This is a genomic window from Streptomyces hawaiiensis, from assembly GCF_004803895.1.
GTDB lineage: Bacteria > Actinomycetota > Actinomycetes > Streptomycetales > Streptomycetaceae > Streptomyces > Streptomyces hawaiiensis.
The window spans coordinates 1,843,207-1,859,957 of record NZ_CP021978.1; the positions used below are offsets into that span (position 1 = coordinate 1,843,207).

Genomic DNA, 16,751 nt, shown 5'->3' on the forward strand with positions numbered 1-16,751 from the left:
CCGCCGAGCGGGGGGCGCCCTTCTTCACACCTGTGTGTCAGACGTCCTTGCTGAGCTCCCAGAAGCGGAACACCGTCGACGCGTCGAGGCAGTACTCCAGGCCGTAGACGCCGTCGCGGACGACCGCGTACTGCTTGGCCTGCCACACCGGCAGGACGGGGAGTTCGTCGGCGACGATGTCCTGCAGTTCCCCGAACTCCTTGTCGGTGGCGGCCCGGTTGGTGAGGGCGGCGGTGCGCGGGATGAGCGAGCCGGTGATCGTGCTGTTGTCGTAGTTGTTGTTCAGCACGTTGCCCTTGCCGAAGAAGGGGCCCGTGAAGTTGTCGGCGTCCGGGTAGTCGGGCACCCAGCCCTTCACGTACACGCCGTACTTGCCGGCGGCGATGTCCTTCTCGTACCGGCCGAAGGGGACGGACTTGACGTCGGCGTCGAACAGGCCGCTGGCGTTGAGCTGGCCGGCGATGGCCTTCAGCTCCTGGTCCGTCGCGGGGCCGTAGCGGGAGGGGGTCGACCACAGGGTCAGCTTCACCTTGCCGGTGATGCCGTCCTCGCGCAGCGCGTCCTGGGCCTTGGACCGGGAGGGGCGGGCCCCGTAGGTGTCGAAGAAGGCCGTGTTGTGGCCCGCGATACCGGCCGGGATGATGGAGTACAGCGGGGTCGCGGTGCCCTGGTAGACGTCCTTGATGAGGGCCTCGCGGTCGAGCAGGTGGGCGATGGCCTTGCGGACGCCGAGCTTCCCGGCGACCGGGTCGTCCATGTTGAACACCAGGTGCTGTACCTCGGCGCTGCTGCCCTCGACGACCTCGACGCCACTGCCGTCGCCGGCCTTCTCGGTGTCCGAGATGTCGCCCGCGGTGAGACCGCGGTAGGCGATGTCGACGTCCCCGTCCTGGATGGCCTGCTTCAGGGCCGTCTGGTCGCCGTCGAAGAACTTGAGCGTCACGCCGGTGTTGTTCACCTTGGCGGTGCCCTTGTAGTGCTCGTTGACGGAGAAGACCGCCTGCCCGTCGTCGAACGAGTCGAGCTGGTAGGGGCCGGAGCCGACCGCCTTGCCGTCCTTGCGGAGCCCGTCGGCGTCGTACTGGCCGTGGGCGACGATGGAGCCGGCACCGGAGGCGATCTTGCTCGGGAAGGTGGCGTCGGCCGTGTTGAGGCGGAATACCACCGTCTTCTCGTCCGGCGTCTCGACCTTGTCCAGCATGGGGAACATGATCGCGGGCCCGTCGGGGTCGTTGATCTTCAGCATGCGGTCGAAGGAGAACTTGACGTCCTCGGAGGTGAGCTCGTCACCGTTGCTGAACTTGAGCCCGTCCTTCAGCGTGCACGTGTAGACCGTGGTCTGCGTGTCGTTGAACGCGCACCTCTCGGCGGCCTCCGGCTGCGGTTCCGTGGCGCCCTTGGGGAAGCTGAGCAGGGACTGGAAGACGTTGTTGAACAACAGCCAGGAGCCGGGGTCGTAGCCGGAGGCCGGGTCCGTGGCCAGGACGTCGTCGGACATCCCCACCACCACGTTGGAGCCGCCCCCCGCGGCGTCTCCGCTCTCCGTGCCACAGCCGGTCAGCAGTCCGGAGGCGAGCCCCGCCACGATGGGCAGGACCGGCCACTGGTTGCGTATGTTCACGTGTGTGCCTTGTCGTCGGTTCTCGAGAACTCCCGGAGCATGTCCCCGGCTCCGGGGCACGGTTCTCCGGGGCCGCGGTCACAGGCCCCGGGGATCCAGCGGGTCCGTCAGCCGCTCACACCCCGCCCGAGCTCCCACAGCTGGAGCGTCGAGGCGGAGTTGAGCGCGTAGGCGGTACCCGTGATGTCGTCGCGGGCGGCGACGTACTGCTTGCCCTGCCAGAGCGGCAGCACCGGCACGTCACCGGCGACGATGTCCTGAATGTCCGTCAGGCTGGAGGCGGCGGACAGCCGGTCCGCCTCACGGCGGGACTCCGGGATCAGGGTGTTGCGGATCTGGCTGTTGTCGTACGGCGAGCCGAGCGTGTTGTCCGCGTCGAGGAACGGCGCGAGGAAGTTGTCGGCGTCCGGGAAGTCCGGGAACCAGCCCATGCCGTAGACGTCGTACTCGCCCTTCTTCTCGGCCGGGCGGAACGTGTCCCACGGGGTGCCCTTGATGCCGACGTCGAACAGGCCGCTGGAGTTCAGCTGGTCGCGCAGGACCTCGAACTCCTTCTTGGTGGCCGGGCCGTAGTGGTCGGTCGTGTAGTGCAGCGTGAGCTTCACCGGCGTGGTGATGTTCGCCTGGTTGAGCAGGGAACGGGCCTTGGTGACGTTCGGCTCGCCGTACTTGTTGAAGAACGAGTTGGAGTGGCCGGTGACAGTGGCCGGGACCAGCGAGTACAGCGGCTCGGCCTGGGAGCCGTAGACCTTGGAGACCAGTTCGCTGCGGTTGACGACCTGGGCCATCGCCTGACGCACGGCCTTGGACTTCACCGTCGGGGCGTCGGTGTTGAAGCCCAGGTAGCGGATCTCCAGGCCGGGCATCTCGACGAGGTCGACGCCGGAGTCCGCGTCGCCCGAGAGCTCGCGGATCTGATCCGGCGACATGGTGCGGGTCATCAGGTCGATGTCGCCCTTGTCCAGCGCCTTGCCCATGGCGTCGGCGTCCTTGAAGGAGACCATGTCGACCTTGTCGTTGTTCACCTCGAGGGTCCCCTTGTAGTCGGGGTTCTTGGTGAACTCGGCCTTGACCAGCTCGCCGTTGTCGACGTCGGCCTTGAGGGTGTACGGGCCGGAGCCCTCCAGGTCGAAGCCGTCGCGCAGCTTGTTCTTCGGGTAGTCGTCGGGGTCGACGATGCCGGCGACCGGGGTCGACAGCTTGAACGGGAAGGTCGCGTCGGCGGTCTTGAGGTGGAAGATGACCTCGCGGTCGCCCTGCGTCTCGACGGTGTCGATGGTGGACAGCAGCGCGAACACGCCGCTGTCGGCCTTGAGGGAGCGCGCGCGGTCGATGGAGTACTTCACATCGGCCGCGGTGACAGCGTTGCCGTTGGCGAACTTCAGGCCGTCGCGCAGGGTGCAGGCGTAGCGCTCGTTGCCGGTGTCGGTGAAGCCGCATCGTTCGGCGGCCTCCGGTACCGGCTCGCCCTCGCCGCGCGGCTGGATCATCAGGGTCTGCACGGTCTGGCGCAGGATGTTCCAGGTGCCGACGTCGTAGGCGTACGCCGGGTCGAGGGGCGCGGGGGCGTCCTTCGAGGCGGTGAACCGGTCCGTGGTGCCGACGACGATCGCGCCGCTGTCGCCGCTCCCGCTGTCGGACCCGCCGCAGGCGGCGAGCACCGGCGCGAGCAGGCCGATCACGGCCGGCAGCACCAAAGTCTTGCGGTTCATGCTCGAGTTTCTCCAGAGCTGTCGACTCCGTGTACCCGGCATGCAGGGGTGGCGCAGCGGATCACGGGGGTGGGGCGATGTTCTCGCAACGAGATTAGTCCGGACCGGCAGGAGGGTTCGCAGCCACCGGAGTTGAGCACCCATCACGCTGCGGAACCGGGCGTGGACAGACCGAAAACCCGACAGCGGAAGCTTTGGTGCAGCGTTCCATCAATCGGGACACAAGGGCACGCCGACAGCCCTGCGGAGGGGTTGCGCAGCACATGCCGGATCGGCTGTCGACCCCGGGCCGGGTGGGGAACGTCACACGCGTAAACGGGTTCGAAGGTATGGGAATTCGCACATCCGGAGGGGTTCGAATTCGCCTTCGGAATTACCGCCCTAACGCCGCTGCACGCTGGGTGAACGGCTAGCGCATTTCCGTCATCAGCCCGTGCAGAAATGTCAGGTCAACCTCTTCCAGGGAGGTGACGACCGTGCGGCGCAGGGCCGGGGCGATGGGAGCCACGGAGGGCACGGCCACGACGTGGCAGCCCGCTGCCTCGGCGGCGGCGACCCCGGTCGCGGTGTCCTCGATGACGGCGCACCGGGCCGGGTCCGCGCCGAGTCCGACGGCGGCGGCGAGGTACGGATCGGGGTGGGGCTTGGTGCGCGGCACCTCGTCACCGGCCACGGTGAGGCTGAAGTGGTGGGCGCCGAGCGACGTCAGCACCCGGTCGATGATGCGCCGGTGCGAGGCCGAGACCAGGGCGGTGGGGATCTCGTACTCGTACAGCTCGGCGAGCAGCCGTCCGGCGCCCGGCATCAGCGGCAGGGCGCGGCCGATGCGGTCTTCGAAGCCGTCGTTCAGGAGCTCGGTGAGTTCGGCGAGGGTGATGTCGGCACCGGTGGCCTCGATGAGGAAGCCCGCGCTGCGGGTCATGGGGCCGCCGACCACGACATGCCGCCAGGACTCGTCGAGCGTGTGGCCGAGGGAGGCGAAGACCTCGGCCTCGACGTCCCACCAGAAGCCCTCGGTGTCCACCAGGGTGCCGTCCATGTCGAGGAGTACCGCCTGAAGGGCGGAGTCTTCGGCCGTGCGTGTTCCGAGCGCGGGGACCGTACTGGTCATCCACGTACCTCCTTGAGGGACGTTCAGGCCGGTTCCCACGAGGGGAACCGGCCTGCGGTGGACCGACCAGTCTACGTCGTGCGCGGTCGAAGCGCCTCTTTTGGCCCGTGTGCCCGGTGGGGCCGCTCAGCGGGCGTTGAAGTACTTGGCTTCCGGATGGTGGATCACGATGGCGTCCGTGGACTGCTCGGGGTGCAGCTGGAACTCCTCGGACAGCTGGACGCCGATGCGCTCCGGCTGGAGCAGGTCGGCGATCTTGGCGCGGTCCTCCAGGTTGGGGCAGGCGCCGTAACCGAGGGAGAAGCGGGCACCGCGGTACTTCAGCTCGAACATGCCCTGCATCTCGTTCGGGTCCTCGCCGGCGAAGCCGAGTTCGGAACGCACGCGCGCGTGCCAGTACTCGGCGAGCGCCTCGGCCAACTGCACGGACAGCCCGTGCAGTTCGAGGTAGTCGCGGTAGGCGTTGGCCTCGAAGAGCCGCGCGGTCTCCTCACCGATGCGCGAGCCGACGGTGACGACCTGGAGGCCGACGACGTCCGTCTCGCCGGACTCCTCCGGCCGGAAGAAGTCGGCCAGGCACAGGCGGCGGCCCCGGCGCTGGCGCGGGAAGGTGAAGCGGGTGCGCTCGTTGCCCTGCTCGTCGAGGATGATCAGGTCGTCGTCCTTGGAGACACACGGGAAGTAGCCGTAGACCACGGCCGCCTCCAGCATGTTCTCCGTCTGGAGCCGGTCCAGCAGGCCGCGCAGCCGGGGCCGGCCCTCGCTCTCGACGAGTTCCTCGTAGGACGGGCCCTCACCGGTGCGGGCCTGCTTGAGGCCCCACTGGCCCTTGAACAGGGCGCCCTCGTCGAGCCAGCTCGCGTACTCCTTGAGCTGGATGCCCTTGATCACGCGGGTGCCGCGGAAGGGCGGCTCGGGCACGGGGTTGTCGATGGCGACGTCGGAGCGGACGTGCCCCTCCTCGGGGCGCTCCTCCTCGACGGCCGGGGCCGCTGCCCTGACCCGGCGCTGCTTGAGCTCGGGCAGCTTCGCGCCGGGCACGCCCCGCTTGACGCCGATGAGGGCGTCCATCAGGCGCAGGCCCTCGAAGGCGTCGCGGGCGTAGCGGACCTCGCCCTGGTAGATCTCGTGCAGGTCCTGCTCGACGTAGGCCCGGGTGAGGGCGGCGCCGCCGAGGATCACCGGGTAGCCGGAGGCCAGGCCGCGCTGGTTCAGCTCCTCCAGGTTCTCCTTCATGATCACCGTGGACTTGACCAGGAGACCGGACATGCCGATGACGTCGGCCTTGTGCTCCTCGGCGGCTTCCAGGATCGCGGAGACCGGCTGCTTGATGCCGAGGTTGACGACGTTGTAGCCGTTGTTGGACAGGATGATGTCGACGAGGTTCTTGCCGATGTCGTGCACGTCGCCGCGGACGGTGGCGAGCACGATGGTGCCCTTGCCGGCCTCGTCGGTCTTCTCCATGTGCGGTTCGAGGTGGGCGACGGCCGTCTTCATGACCTCGGCGGACTGCAGGACGAACGGCAGCTGCATCTGGCCGGAGCCGAACAGTTCGCCGACGACCTTCATGCCGTCCAGCAGGGTCTCGTTGACGATGTCGAGGGCGGGACGCTCCTGGAGGGCCTCGTCGAGGTCGGCCTCCAGGCCGTTCTTCTCGCCGTCGATGATGCGGCGCTTGAGGCGCTCGTCCAGCGGCAGGGCGGCCAGTTCCTCGGCCCTGCCGGCCTTGAGGGACTTGGCGGTGGCGCCCTCGAACAGCTGCATGAGCTTTTGCAGCGGGTCGTAGCCCTCGGCGCGGCGGTCGTGGATGAGGTCCAGCGCCGTCTGGACCTCCTCCTCGCTGAAGCGGGCGATCGGCAGGATCTTCGACGCGTGCACGATCGCGGAGTCCAGGCCCGCCTTGACGCACTCGTCGAGGAAGACGGAGTTCAGCAGGATGCGGGCGGCCGGGTTGAGGCCGAAGGAGATGTTGGACAGGCCCAGCGTGGTCTGTACCTTCGGATGGCGCCGCTTCAGCTCGCGGATGCCCTCGATGGTGGCGATGCCGTCCTTGCGGGACTCCTCCTGACCGGTGCAGATGGTGAAGGTCAGGCAGTCGACGAGGATGTCCTCCTCGTGGATGCCCCAGTTTCCGGTCAGGTCGTCGATGAGCCGTTCGGCGATCTCGACCTTCTTCTCGGCGGTGCGGGCCTGGCCCTCCTCGTCGATGGTCAGCGCGATGAGGGCGGCGCCGTGCTCCTGGGCGAGTGCGGTGACCTTGGCGAAGCGGGACTCGGGGCCGTCGCCGTCCTCGTAGTTAACCGAGTTGATCACCGCGCGGCCGCCGAGCTTCTCCAGACCGGCCCGGATGACGTCGACCTCGGTGGAGTCCAGCACGATGGGCAGGGTGGAGGCGGTGGCGAAGCGGCCGGCCAGCTTCTCCATGTCGGCGACGCCGTCGCGGCCAACGTAGTCCACGCACAGGTCGAGCATGTGCGCGCCCTCGCGGATCTGGTCGCGGGCCATCTCCACGCAGTCGTCCCAGCGGCCGTCCAGCATGGCGTCGCGGAACTTCTTCGAGCCGTTGGCGTTGGTGCGCTCGCCGATGGCCAGGTAGGAGGTGTCCTGCCGGAACGGCACCGACTGGTACAGGGAGGCCGCGCCCGGCTCGGGCTGCGGGCTGCGCTCGGTCGGGGCGACGTCCCGGACGCGCTCCGCCAGCAGGCGCAGGTGCTCGGGTGTGGTGCCGCAGCAGCCGCCGACCAGGGAGAGGCCGTAGTCCCGGACGAAGGTGCCCTGCGCCTCGGCCAGCTCGGGCGCGGTCAGCGGGTAGTGGGCGCCGTCCTTGGTCAGCACCGGCAGGCCCGCGTTGGGCATGCAGGACAGCGGGATGCGCGAGTGCCGGGACAGGAAGCGCAGGTGCTCGCTCATCTCGGCCGGGCCCGTGGCGCAGTTCAGGCCGATCATGTCGATGCCGAGCGGCTCCAGCGCGGTCAGGGCCGCGCCGATCTCGGAGCCGAGCAGCATGGTGCCGGTCGTCTCGACGGTCACCGAGACGATCAGGGGTACGGACAGGCCGGTGGCCTCCATGGCCCTGCGGGCGGCGATGACGGAGGCCTTGGTCTGGAGCAGGTCCTGCGTGGTCTCCACGAGCAGCGCGTCGGCGCCGCCGGCGAGCAGGCCCTCGGCGTTCTGCTGGTAGGCGTCCCGGATGGCGCCGAAGGTGGTGTGGCCGAGGGTGGGCAGCTTGGTGCCGGGTCCCATCGAGCCGAGCACCCAGCGCTGCTGTCCGGTGCTGCGGGTGAACTCGTCGGCCACCTCGCGGGCGATCCGGGCGCCGGCCTCGGACAGCTCGGTGACGCGCTCGGGGATGTCGTACTCGCCGAGGGCGGTGAGGTTGGCGCCGAAGGTGTTGGTCTCCACGCAGTCCACACCGACGTCGAAGTATTCGGAGTGGACCGAACGGACGATGTCCGGGCGCGTCAGGTTGAGGATCTCGTTGCAGCCCTCGAGATTCTCGAAGTCCTCGAGCGTGGGGTCCTGCGCCTGGAGCATGGTGCCCATGGCTCCGTCGGCCACGACCACGCGGGTGGCCAGGGCTTCTCGGAGCGCGGACACGCGGGTCCGGCTGTCTGCGGAAGGGGTCGGCGGCAACGAGGCCATGAAAAGGGCTCCCTCGGATGCGACGGCTGTCGGCTTTGCGGTTCCCGGACAGCCGGCGGGCATCCGGGAAGGGCGCACCGCGCCAGCGTAACCGGGAGGGGGCTCGGATGGGCACCGCGTCCACGGGCCGGACTTCCATGGCGCCGGGACGGCCGCGGGCGACGCATCGGTCACCGGTGGCACAACAAATGGCGACCGGCCATTAGCGAGAGGTCGGCAACGACCGGTAGTGTTCGGCATTGCCGAACGAGGGCTCTGGGCCCGGCTCGTCGGCGGTCTAAGGGGACGGAGGCAGTACGGCGATGGCACGGAACATCCAGTCGCTCGAACGGGCGGCCGCGATGCTGCGGCTGCTCGCGGGCGGCGAGCGGCGGCTCGGCCTGTCGGACATCGCCTCGTCGCTGGGCCTGGCCAAGGGCACCGCCCACGGCATCCTGCGCACCCTCCAGCAGGAGGGCTTCGTGGAGCAGGACGACGCCTCCGGGCGCTACCAGCTGGGCGCGGAGCTGCTGCGCCTGGGCACCACCTACCTCGATGTGCACGAGCTGCGGGCACGCGCCCTGGTGTGGACCGACGACCTGGCCCGTTCCAGTGGCGAGAGTGTCTACCTGGGGGTCCTGCACCAGCAGGGCGTGCTGATCGTGCACCACGTCTTCCGGCCCGACGACAGCCGGCAGGTCCTGGAGATCGGGGCCATGCAGCCGCTGCACTCCACGGCCCTGGGCAAGGTGCTGTCCGCCTACGACCCGGTGGCGCACAGCGAGGCCCTGGAGGCCGACCGCAAGGCGTTCACCGACCGGACGGTGTGCGAGCCGGAGGGCTTCGAGCACATCCTGGACGTGACCCGCGCGCGCGGGTACGCGGCGGACGTGGAGGAGACCTGGGAGGGCGTCGCCTCGCTCGCGGCGCCCATCCACGACCGCCGGCGCATGCCGGTGGGCGCGGTCGGCATCACCGGCGCCGTGGAGCGACTGTGCCGGCCCGACGAAGAGCGAGCGCTGCGGCCCGAGCTGATCGCGGCGGTCCGGGACTGCGCCCGCGCGGTCTCCCGGGACCTGGGCGCCGGGCGGTTCTGAGAGCACACCACCGGACCGGGGCGCCGTACGGCGTTCCGGTCCTCGGCATGTCCGCGCTCACCTGCGGCAAAGATCCATAAGTACGGCTCGATCAGTAACGATCGTGTTTTCGGCAACAGAGCTCTTGACGTGCTCGTAACCCCGAAGCAAGACTCCCGTCCATCGGTCGACATTGTCGAACAGCTACCGGCAATACGCGCTAGAGTGTGACAACGCCAGGCCGGTATCGCACTTCACCCCTGGACGAAGGACAAAGGAGTCGCGGGTGTCCAGCTCCGACATCTTCATCGGCGAGACCATCGGTACCGCCATACTCATCCTGCTCGGCGGCGGCGTCTGCGCCGCCGTCACGCTCAAGGCTTCCAAGGCCCGCAACGCCGGCTGGCTCGCCATCACCTTCGGGTGGGGCTTCGCGGTGCTCACGGCCGTATACACCTCGGCGCCGCTGTCCGGCGCGCATCTGAACCCGGCCGTCACCCTCGCCCTCGCGATCAAGGACGGCGACTGGAAGAACGTCCCGGTCTACTGGGCCGGACAGATCCTCGGCGCCATGATCGGCGCGGCCCTGGTCTGGATCGCCTACTACGGCCAGTTCCACGCCCACCTCACCGACCGCGAGATCGTCGGCGGTCCCGGTGCGCAGGACACCACGGCCAAGGCCGTCGAGGCCCGGGAGAAGGGCGCCGGCCCCGTGCTGGGCGTCTTCTCCACCGGCCCCGAGGTCCGGGTCGCCTGGCAGAACGTCGCGACGGAGATCATCGGCACCATCGTGCTGGTGCTCGCCGTGCTCACGCAGGGCCTGAACGACAAGGGCAACGGCCTGGGCACCCTGGGCGCCCTGATCACCGCGCTCGTCGTGGTCTCCATAGGCCTGTCCCTCGGCGGTCCGACGGGGTACGCGATCAACCCGGCCCGTGACCTCGGTCCGCGGATCGTGCACGCCCTGCTGCCGCTGCCCAACAAGGGCGGCTCCGACTGGGGCTACGCCTGGGTCCCCGTGGTGGGTCCGCTGATCGGCGGCGCCATCGCGGCAGGCATCTACAACGTCGCATTCGCCTAGGAGCGATCCTCGCGCCCGAAGCGAAACTTCCAGCACGCGCCGTACGTAAAGCCCCTTAAACCCGGAATTACCAGGAGCACACTGTGACCGACGCGCACACCGCCGGCCCTTTCATCGCCGCCATCGACCAGGGCACCACCTCCAGCCGCTGCATCGTCTTCGACCGGGACGGCCGGATCGTCTCCGTCGACCAGAAGGAGCACGAGCAGATCTTCCCGAAGCCGGGCTGGGTCGAGCACAACGCCAACGAGATCTGGACCAACGTCCAGGAGGTCGTCGCCGGGGCCATCCAGAAGGCCGGCATCACCCGCGACGACATCAAGGCCATCGGCATCACCAACCAGCGCGAGACCACCGTTCTGTGGGACAAGAACACCGGTGAGCCCGTCCACAACGCCATCGTCTGGCAGGACACCCGCACCGACGCCCTGTGCCGCGAGCTCGGCCGCAACGTCGGCCAGGACCGCTTCCGCCGCGAGACGGGCCTGCCGCTGGCCTCCTACTTCGCCGGTCCGAAGGCCCGCTGGCTGCTCGACAACGTCGACGGTCTCAAGGAGCGCGCCGAGGCGGGCGACATCCTCTTCGGCACCATGGACAGCTGGGTCATCTGGAACCTGACCGGCGGTGCCGACGGCGGCAAGCACGTCACGGACGTCACCAACGCCTCGCGCACCATGCTCATGAACCTGCACACCATGCAGTGGGACGACAAGATCTGCGAGTCCATCGGCGTCCCGAAGCAGATCCTGCCCGAGATCCGCTCCTCCGCCGAGGTCTACGGCGAGATCACCGGCGGCAAGCTGGGCGACCTGCTCGGCGGCATCCCGGTCGCCTCCGCGCTCGGCGACCAGCAGGCGGCCCTGTTCGGCCAGACCTGTTTCGCCGAGGGCGAGACCAAGTCGACCTACGGCACCGGCACCTTCATGGTGATGAACACCGGTGACAAGATCATCAACTCCTACAGCGGCCTGCTGACCACCGTCGGCTACAAGATCGGCGACCAGAAGACGGTCTACGCCCTCGAAGGCTCGATCGCCGTCACCGGTTCGCTGGTGCAGTGGATGCGCGACCAGATGGGCCTGATCTCCACCGCCGCGGAGATCGAGACTCTCGCCCTGTCGGTCGAGGACAACGGCGGCGCCTACTTCGTGCCGGCCTTCTCCGGCCTGTTCGCCCCGTACTGGCGCTCCGACGCCCGCGGTGTGATCGCCGGCCTGACCCGGTACGTCACCAAGGCGCACCTGGCGCGTGCCGTCCTGGAGGCCACCGCCTGGCAGACGCGCGAGATCGCCGACGCCATGACGAAGGACTCCGGCGTGGAGCTGGCCGCCCTGAAGGTCGACGGCGGCATGACCTCCAACAACCTGCTGATGCAGACGCTCGCCGACTTCGTGGACGCCCCCGTGGTGCGCCCGATGGTCGCCGAGACCACCTGCCTCGGCGCCGCCTACGCCGCCGGTCTCGCCGTCGGCTTCTGGAACAGCACCGACGACCTGCGCGCCAACTGGCGGCGGGCCGCCGAGTGGACCCCCCGCATGGACGCGGAGACCCGCGCCCGTGAGTACAAGAGCTGGCTCAAGGCCGTCGAGCGGACCATGGGCTGGCTCGAGGACGAGGAGTAAGAAACAGCATGACCACCAAGTCCACCCTGCAGTCCGTGCCTGCCCTGGGGACGCACCCGGCCTTCGGCTCGAACCCGAGCCGAGCCGAGACCAGGGAGCAGCTCTCCAAGGCGTCGTACGACCTTCTCGTGATCGGCGGCGGCATCCTGGGCATCTCCACCGCCTGGCACGCCGCGCAGTCCGGCCTCAGGGTGGCTCTGGTCGACGCCGGCGACTTCGCCGGCGCCACGTCCTCCGCCTCCTCCAAGCTGCTCCACGGGGGTTTGCGCTACCTGCAGACCGGCGCGGTGAAGCTGGTGGCGGAGAACCACTTCGAGCGCCGTGCGGTCTCTCGCCAGGTGGCTCCCCACCTGGCGAACCCGCTCACGTTCTACCTCCCCGTGTACAAGGGCGGGCCGCACGGCGCGGCGAAGCTCGGCGCGGGCGTCTTCGCCTACTCCGCGCTCTCCGCGTTCGGTGACGGCGTCGGGCACCTGCTCTCGCCGGCCAAGGCCGCGCAGGACGTGCCGGAGCTGCGCACGGAGAACCTCAAGGCCGTGGCCGTCTACGGCGACGACCAGATGAACGACGCCCGCATGGCGCTGATGACGGTCCGCGGGGCCGTCGAGGCGGGGGCGGTCGTCCTCAACCACGCCGAGGTGACCGGCCTGCGCTTCACCCAGGGCCGCGTCACCGGCGCCGAGCTGAAGGACCGCCTGTCCGGCGACGAGTTCGGCGTCAGCGCCCGGCTCGTGCTGAACGCGACCGGCCCCTGGGTCGACCACCTGCGGAAGATGGAGGACCAGAACGCGGCGCCGTCCATCCGCTTGTCGAAGGGCGCGCACCTGGTCCTCAAGCGCACCTCCCCCTGGAAGGCCGCGCTCGCGACCCCGATCGACAAGTACCGCATCACCTTCGCCCTCCCCTGGGAGGACATGCTGCTGCTCGGCACCACCGACGAGGAGTTCGAGGGCGACCCGGCGGATGTCTCGGTCACCGACAAGGACATATCCCAGATCCTCGACGAGGCCGCCTTCTCGGTCCGCGACCAGCAGCTGGACCGCGACCTCATCACGTACGCCTTCGCGGGTCTGCGCGTGCTGCCGGGCGGCCCCGGCAGCACCGCCAAGGCCAAGCGCGAGACGGTGGTCACCGAGGGCCGGGGCGGCATGCTGTCCGTCGCGGGCGGCAAGTGGACCACCTTCCGCCACATCGGCCGGACGATCATGAAGAAGCTGGAGGCGCTGCCGGGCCACCCGCTGGGCGACGACTTCGAGCCGATCAGCGCGCTGCCGAAGAAGCTGCCGCTGCCCGGCATCGCCAACCCGCGCGCGGTCGCCCACCGGCTGCTCACCGACCGGCCGGCGCCCGGCCCGCGCATGGCGGCCGACACGGCCAGGCACCTGGCCACGCACTACGGCTCGCTGGCCTTCGACATCGCCCGCCTGGCCAACGAGAGCCCCGAACTCGCCGAGCGCGTCCACCCCGACGCCCCGGAGATCTGGGCGCAGGTCGTCTGGGCCCGGGACCACGAGTGGGCCGAGACGCAGGACGACGTGCTGCGCCGCCGCACGACGCTGACGATCCGCGGCCTCGCCACCGACGACGTGCGGGCCAAGGTGCAGGACCTGCTCGACAAGAAGTAGCCGCGGGTCCGAGGGGACCTCGTTGCGGAAGGGGCGGCTCCACGCCGACGGAGCCGCCCCTTCCGCGTCCCTCCCCCGCATAATGACCTGAATACGTCGGAGGTCTTAAGCGACAGGGAGGCCGCCATGGCAGTCACCGACGAGGCGATCGAGAAGATCAAGGGGATGATCGTCTCCGGCGCGCTGCGCCCGGGCGACCGGCTGCCCAAGGAGAGCGAACTCGCCGCCGATCTCGGGCTGTCCCGCAACTCCCTGCGGGAGGCCGTGCGCGCCCTGTCGCTCATCCGGATCCTGGACGTACGGCAGGGCGACGGCACGTACGTCACCAGCCTCGACCCGCAACTGCTGCTGGAGGCGCTGAGTTTCGTCGTCGACTTCCACCGCGACGACACGGTCCTGGAGTTCCTGGCCGTACGCCGCATCCTGGAGCCGGCCGCGACCGCGATGGCGGCCGTGCGGATCAGCGAGCAGCAGCTGGACGCGCTGACGGCCCAGCTGGACAAGCTCGGCGAGAACCCGTCCGTGGAGGATCTGGTCGCCTGCGACCTGGAGTTCCACCGGGGCATCGTGCACAGCTCGGGCAACTCCGTGCTGTGCTCGCTGCTCGACGGGCTGTCGGGCCCCACCACCCGGGCCCGGATCTGGCGCGGCCTCACGCAGGAGGACGCCGTCGCCCGCACCCTGCGCGAGCACCGTGCGATCCTCGCCGCCCTGCGCGACCGGGACGCCGAGGCGGCGCGCTCGTGGGCGACCGTGCACATCGCGAGTGTGGAGCAGTGGCTGCGCTCCACGCTGTGACCAGGGCCTCACTGACCGCTCGGAGGAACCCGGGGTGTTCAGGGGCGGATCGCGGGGCAGTGATGGGGGCACTCCCCCTGCAAGGGGGCTGCGGGCGCCCCCGCGGCACGCCGTAAGGTTGGGTGGTCAAGCGAGGGCACGTCGGAAGGAGGCGCTGGGTGATCGAGCTCGAGGGGGTTCCCGAGCTGATCGACCCGGTCATGGTGGCCGCGTTCGAGGGCTGGAACGACGCCGGCGACGCCGCCTCCACCGCGGTCGCGCATCTGGACCGGGAATGGAAGGGCGAGGTGTTCGCGGCGCTGGACGCCGAGGACTACTACGACTTCCAGGTCAACCGCCCGACGGTGTTCATGGAAGCGGGCGTCCGCAAGATCACCTGGCCCACGACCAGGCTGTCGGTGGTCCGCGTCGGCGGTGAGAAGCCGCGTGATCTCGTCCTCGTGAGGGGCATCGAACCGTCCATGCGGTGGCGTTCGTTCTGCAACGAACTGCTGGGCTTCGCGCACGAACTGGGCGTGGAACTGGTGGTGGTGCTGGGCGCGCTGCTCGGTGACACCCCGCACACCCGTCCGGTTCCGATCAGCGGTACGACGTCCGACCCGGACCTGGCCCGCCGCATGGACCTGGAGGAGACCAAGTACGAGGGCCCCACGGGCATCGTCGGCGTCCTCCAGGAGGCGTGCACGCACGCGGGCGTCCCGGCCGTCTCGCTGTGGGCGGCGGTGCCGCACTACGTGTCGCAGCCGCCGAACCCGAAGGCCACGCTGGCCCTGCTGAACCGCCTGGAGGACCTGATCGACGTGCGCATCCCGCTGGGCGAGCTGCCCGAGGACGCGCGCGCCTGGCAGGTCGGCGTGGACCAGCTGGCCGCCGAGGACAGCGAGGTAGCCGAGTACGTCCAGTCGCTGGAGGAGGCCCGGGACACCGCCGAGCTGCCGGAGGCGTCCGGCGAGGCGATCGCCCGGGAGTTCGAGCGCTATCTGCGGCGCCACGACGGCGGCGGGCCGCCCGCGGCCGGCGGTCACGCCACGGCGGACGGCAGCGACAGCACGTCGTACCTGCGGGACAACCCCAGTGGCCGCACGCGCCCGCCGAAGCCGGGCACGGACGACGACGAGTCGTCGGAGGACTGAGGCACCGCACGAACACCCGAGGGGCGTCTCCCGGCCGGGAGACGCCCCTCGGTCTACTTCTCGGCTACAGCGCTACGCCCAGCAGCGCGTCCGCCGCCCGGGAGACCACCCCGGGCGCGCCGATGTCCGTGCCGCCGCTCCGCTCCTGGAGCGCGGCCCAGCGGTCGACCGCGGTGAGCGCCGCCGGGGCGTCCAGGTCGTTGGCGAGGGCTTGGCGGATCTCCTCGACGAGTGCCTCCGCCGGCGGCCCGTCGGGCCGGGACACGGCGGCCCGCCAGCGGCCGAGCCGTGCGACGGCGTCCTGGAGGACCTGGTCGGTCCACTCCCAGTCGGCGCGGTAGTGGTGGGCGAGCAGCGCGAGCCGGATGGCGGCCGGGTCGACGCCGTCGTGCCGCAGCCTGGAGACGAAGACCAGGTTGCCCTTGGACTTGGACATCTTCTCGCCGTTCAGGGCGACCATGCCGGCGTGCACGTACGCCTTGGCCATGGGGAACTCGCCGGTGAGGGCCTGGGCGTGCGAGGCGCCCATCTCGTGGTGCGGGAAGGCGAGGTCGGAGCCGCCGCCCTGGATGTCGAAGCCCATGCCGAGGTGGTCGAGGGCGATGGCCACGCACTCGATGTGCCAGCCGGGCCGTCCGCGCCCGAGCGAGCCGCCGTCCCAGCTGGGCTCGCCCTCGCGGGCCGCCATCCACAGCATCGGGTCGAGGGGATTCTTCTTGCCGGGGCGGTCCGGGTCGCCGCCGCGCTCGGCGGACAGCAGCCGCATCGCGGCGGCGTCCAGGTTCGAGACCTTGCCGAAGTGCGGGTCGGACTCGACGGAGAAGTAGACGTCCCCGTCCAGTTCGTAGGCCGCGCCGGCGTCCCGGAGCCGCTCGACGAGCGGGACGATCCCGGGTATGGCCTCGACGGCGCCTATGTACTGCCGCGGCGGCAGCATCCGCAGGGCCGTCATGTCCTCGCGGAAGAGGGCGGTCTCCTTCTCGGCGAGTGCGGCCCAGTCGAGGCCGTCGCGCTGCGCCCGCTCCAGGAGCGGGTCATCGACGTCGGTGACGTTCTGGACGTAGTGAACCTGCCGCTTGGTGTCGAGCCACACGCGCTGCACGAGGTCGAACGCGTTGTAGGTCGCCGCGTGTCCCAGGTGCGTGGCGTCGTACGGGGTGATGCCACAGACGTAGATACGGGCGACGGGACCGGGGTCGAGGGTGACGAGACCGCCGGTCGCGGTGTCGTGGATCCTCAGGTCGCGGCCCTGACCAGGCAGGGCGGGGACCTCGGAAGCGGGCCAGGCATGCATGCCCTGAGCCTAACCGGACTGAAGTTCCATATACGAATGGGAGCGGGCCACACGGCC

At 69.8% G+C, this 16,751-nt stretch carries 11 protein-coding genes; 6 read left to right on the top strand and 5 right to left on the bottom strand.

Features of this window, described 5'->3' with window-relative positions:
• Positions 1-37: 37 nt before the first annotated feature.
• From CEB94_RS08535 to metH, 4 genes are all read right to left on the bottom strand, one after another.
• Positions 38-1,621 (bottom strand): ABC transporter substrate-binding protein, encoded by a 1,584-nt coding sequence (locus CEB94_RS08535; RefSeq protein ID WP_175431583.1) that lies wholly within the window; start codon positions 1,619-1,621, stop codon positions 38-40.
• Between the two features lie 107 nt (positions 1,622-1,728).
• A complete protein-coding gene (locus CEB94_RS08540) occupies positions 1,729-3,333 on the bottom strand; it encodes an ABC transporter substrate-binding protein (protein ID WP_175431584.1) in 1,605 nt (534 codons plus the stop codon).
• Between the two features lie 409 nt (positions 3,334-3,742).
• On the bottom strand, positions 3,743-4,444 hold the full coding sequence (locus CEB94_RS08545; RefSeq protein WP_175431585.1) for an HAD family hydrolase: 702 nt from the start codon (positions 4,442-4,444) through the stop codon (positions 3,743-3,745).
• Between the two features lie 126 nt (positions 4,445-4,570).
• The gene (gene metH / locus CEB94_RS08550; protein WP_175431586.1) at positions 4,571-8,086 is read right to left on the bottom strand and encodes a methionine synthase; all 3,516 of its coding nucleotides are present in this window, start codon (positions 8,084-8,086) and stop codon (positions 4,571-4,573) included.
• 302 nt (positions 8,087-8,388) lie between these two features.
• Between metH and CEB94_RS08555 the strand changes: the two genes are divergently transcribed.
• The 6 genes from CEB94_RS08555 (at position 8,389) to CEB94_RS08580 (ending at position 15,400) form a co-directional block, all read left to right on the top strand.
• Positions 8,389-9,162 carry an IclR family transcriptional regulator gene (locus CEB94_RS08555; RefSeq protein WP_175431587.1) on the top strand — a complete coding sequence of 258 codons (774 nt, stop codon included), beginning with the start codon at positions 8,389-8,391 and terminating at the stop codon, positions 9,160-9,162.
• A gap of 265 nt (positions 9,163-9,427) precedes the next feature.
• Positions 9,428-10,222: an MIP/aquaporin family protein gene (locus CEB94_RS08560; protein ID WP_175431588.1), complete on the top strand. Its 795-nt coding sequence runs from the start codon at positions 9,428-9,430 to the stop codon at positions 10,220-10,222.
• 83 nt (positions 10,223-10,305) lie between these two features.
• Entirely contained in the window at positions 10,306-11,844 is a 1,539-nt protein-coding gene (gene glpK, locus CEB94_RS08565) for a glycerol kinase GlpK (RefSeq protein ID WP_175431589.1), read from the top strand.
• An 8-nt stretch (positions 11,845-11,852) separates the two neighbouring features.
• Positions 11,853-13,469: a glycerol-3-phosphate dehydrogenase/oxidase gene (locus CEB94_RS08570; protein WP_175431590.1), complete on the top strand. Its 1,617-nt coding sequence runs from the start codon at positions 11,853-11,855 to the stop codon at positions 13,467-13,469.
• Positions 13,470-13,595: 126 nt separating this feature from the next.
• The gene (locus CEB94_RS08575; RefSeq protein WP_175431591.1) at positions 13,596-14,267 is read left to right on the top strand and encodes a FadR/GntR family transcriptional regulator; all 672 of its coding nucleotides are present in this window, start codon (positions 13,596-13,598) and stop codon (positions 14,265-14,267) included.
• 158 nt (positions 14,268-14,425) lie between these two features.
• Complete coding sequence (locus CEB94_RS08580; RefSeq protein ID WP_175431592.1) at positions 14,426-15,400, top strand: PAC2 family protein; 975 nt, start codon at positions 14,426-14,428, stop codon at positions 15,398-15,400.
• A 64-nt stretch (positions 15,401-15,464) separates the two neighbouring features.
• Here CEB94_RS08580 and mshC read toward each other — a convergent pair whose 3' ends face one another.
• Entirely contained in the window at positions 15,465-16,694 is a 1,230-nt protein-coding gene (gene mshC / locus CEB94_RS08585) for a cysteine--1-D-myo-inosityl 2-amino-2-deoxy-alpha-D-glucopyranoside ligase (RefSeq protein ID WP_175431593.1), read from the bottom strand.
• Positions 16,695-16,751 lie beyond the last annotated feature (57 nt).

Excerpts from the sequence above, each read along its gene's own strand:
- CEB94_RS08540 (WP_175431584.1), bottom strand. The coding sequence starts at position 3,333 with ATGAACCGCAAGACTTTGGTGCTGCCGGCCGTGATCGGCCTGCTCGCG.
- CEB94_RS08545 (WP_175431585.1), bottom strand. The coding sequence starts at position 4,444 with ATGACCAGTACGGTCCCCGCGCTCGGAACACGCACGGCCGAAGACTCC.
- metH (WP_175431586.1), bottom strand. The coding sequence starts at position 8,086 with ATGGCCTCGTTGCCGCCGACCCCTTCCGCAGACAGCCGGACCCGCGTG.
- CEB94_RS08555 (WP_175431587.1), top strand. The coding sequence starts at position 8,389 with ATGGCACGGAACATCCAGTCGCTCGAACGGGCGGCCGCGATGCTGCGG.
- CEB94_RS08570 (WP_175431590.1), top strand. The coding sequence starts at position 11,853 with ATGACCACCAAGTCCACCCTGCAGTCCGTGCCTGCCCTGGGGACGCAC.
- CEB94_RS08575 (WP_175431591.1), top strand. The coding sequence starts at position 13,596 with ATGGCAGTCACCGACGAGGCGATCGAGAAGATCAAGGGGATGATCGTC.
- mshC (WP_175431593.1), bottom strand. The coding sequence starts at position 16,694 with ATGCATGCCTGGCCCGCTTCCGAGGTCCCCGCCCTGCCTGGTCAGGGC.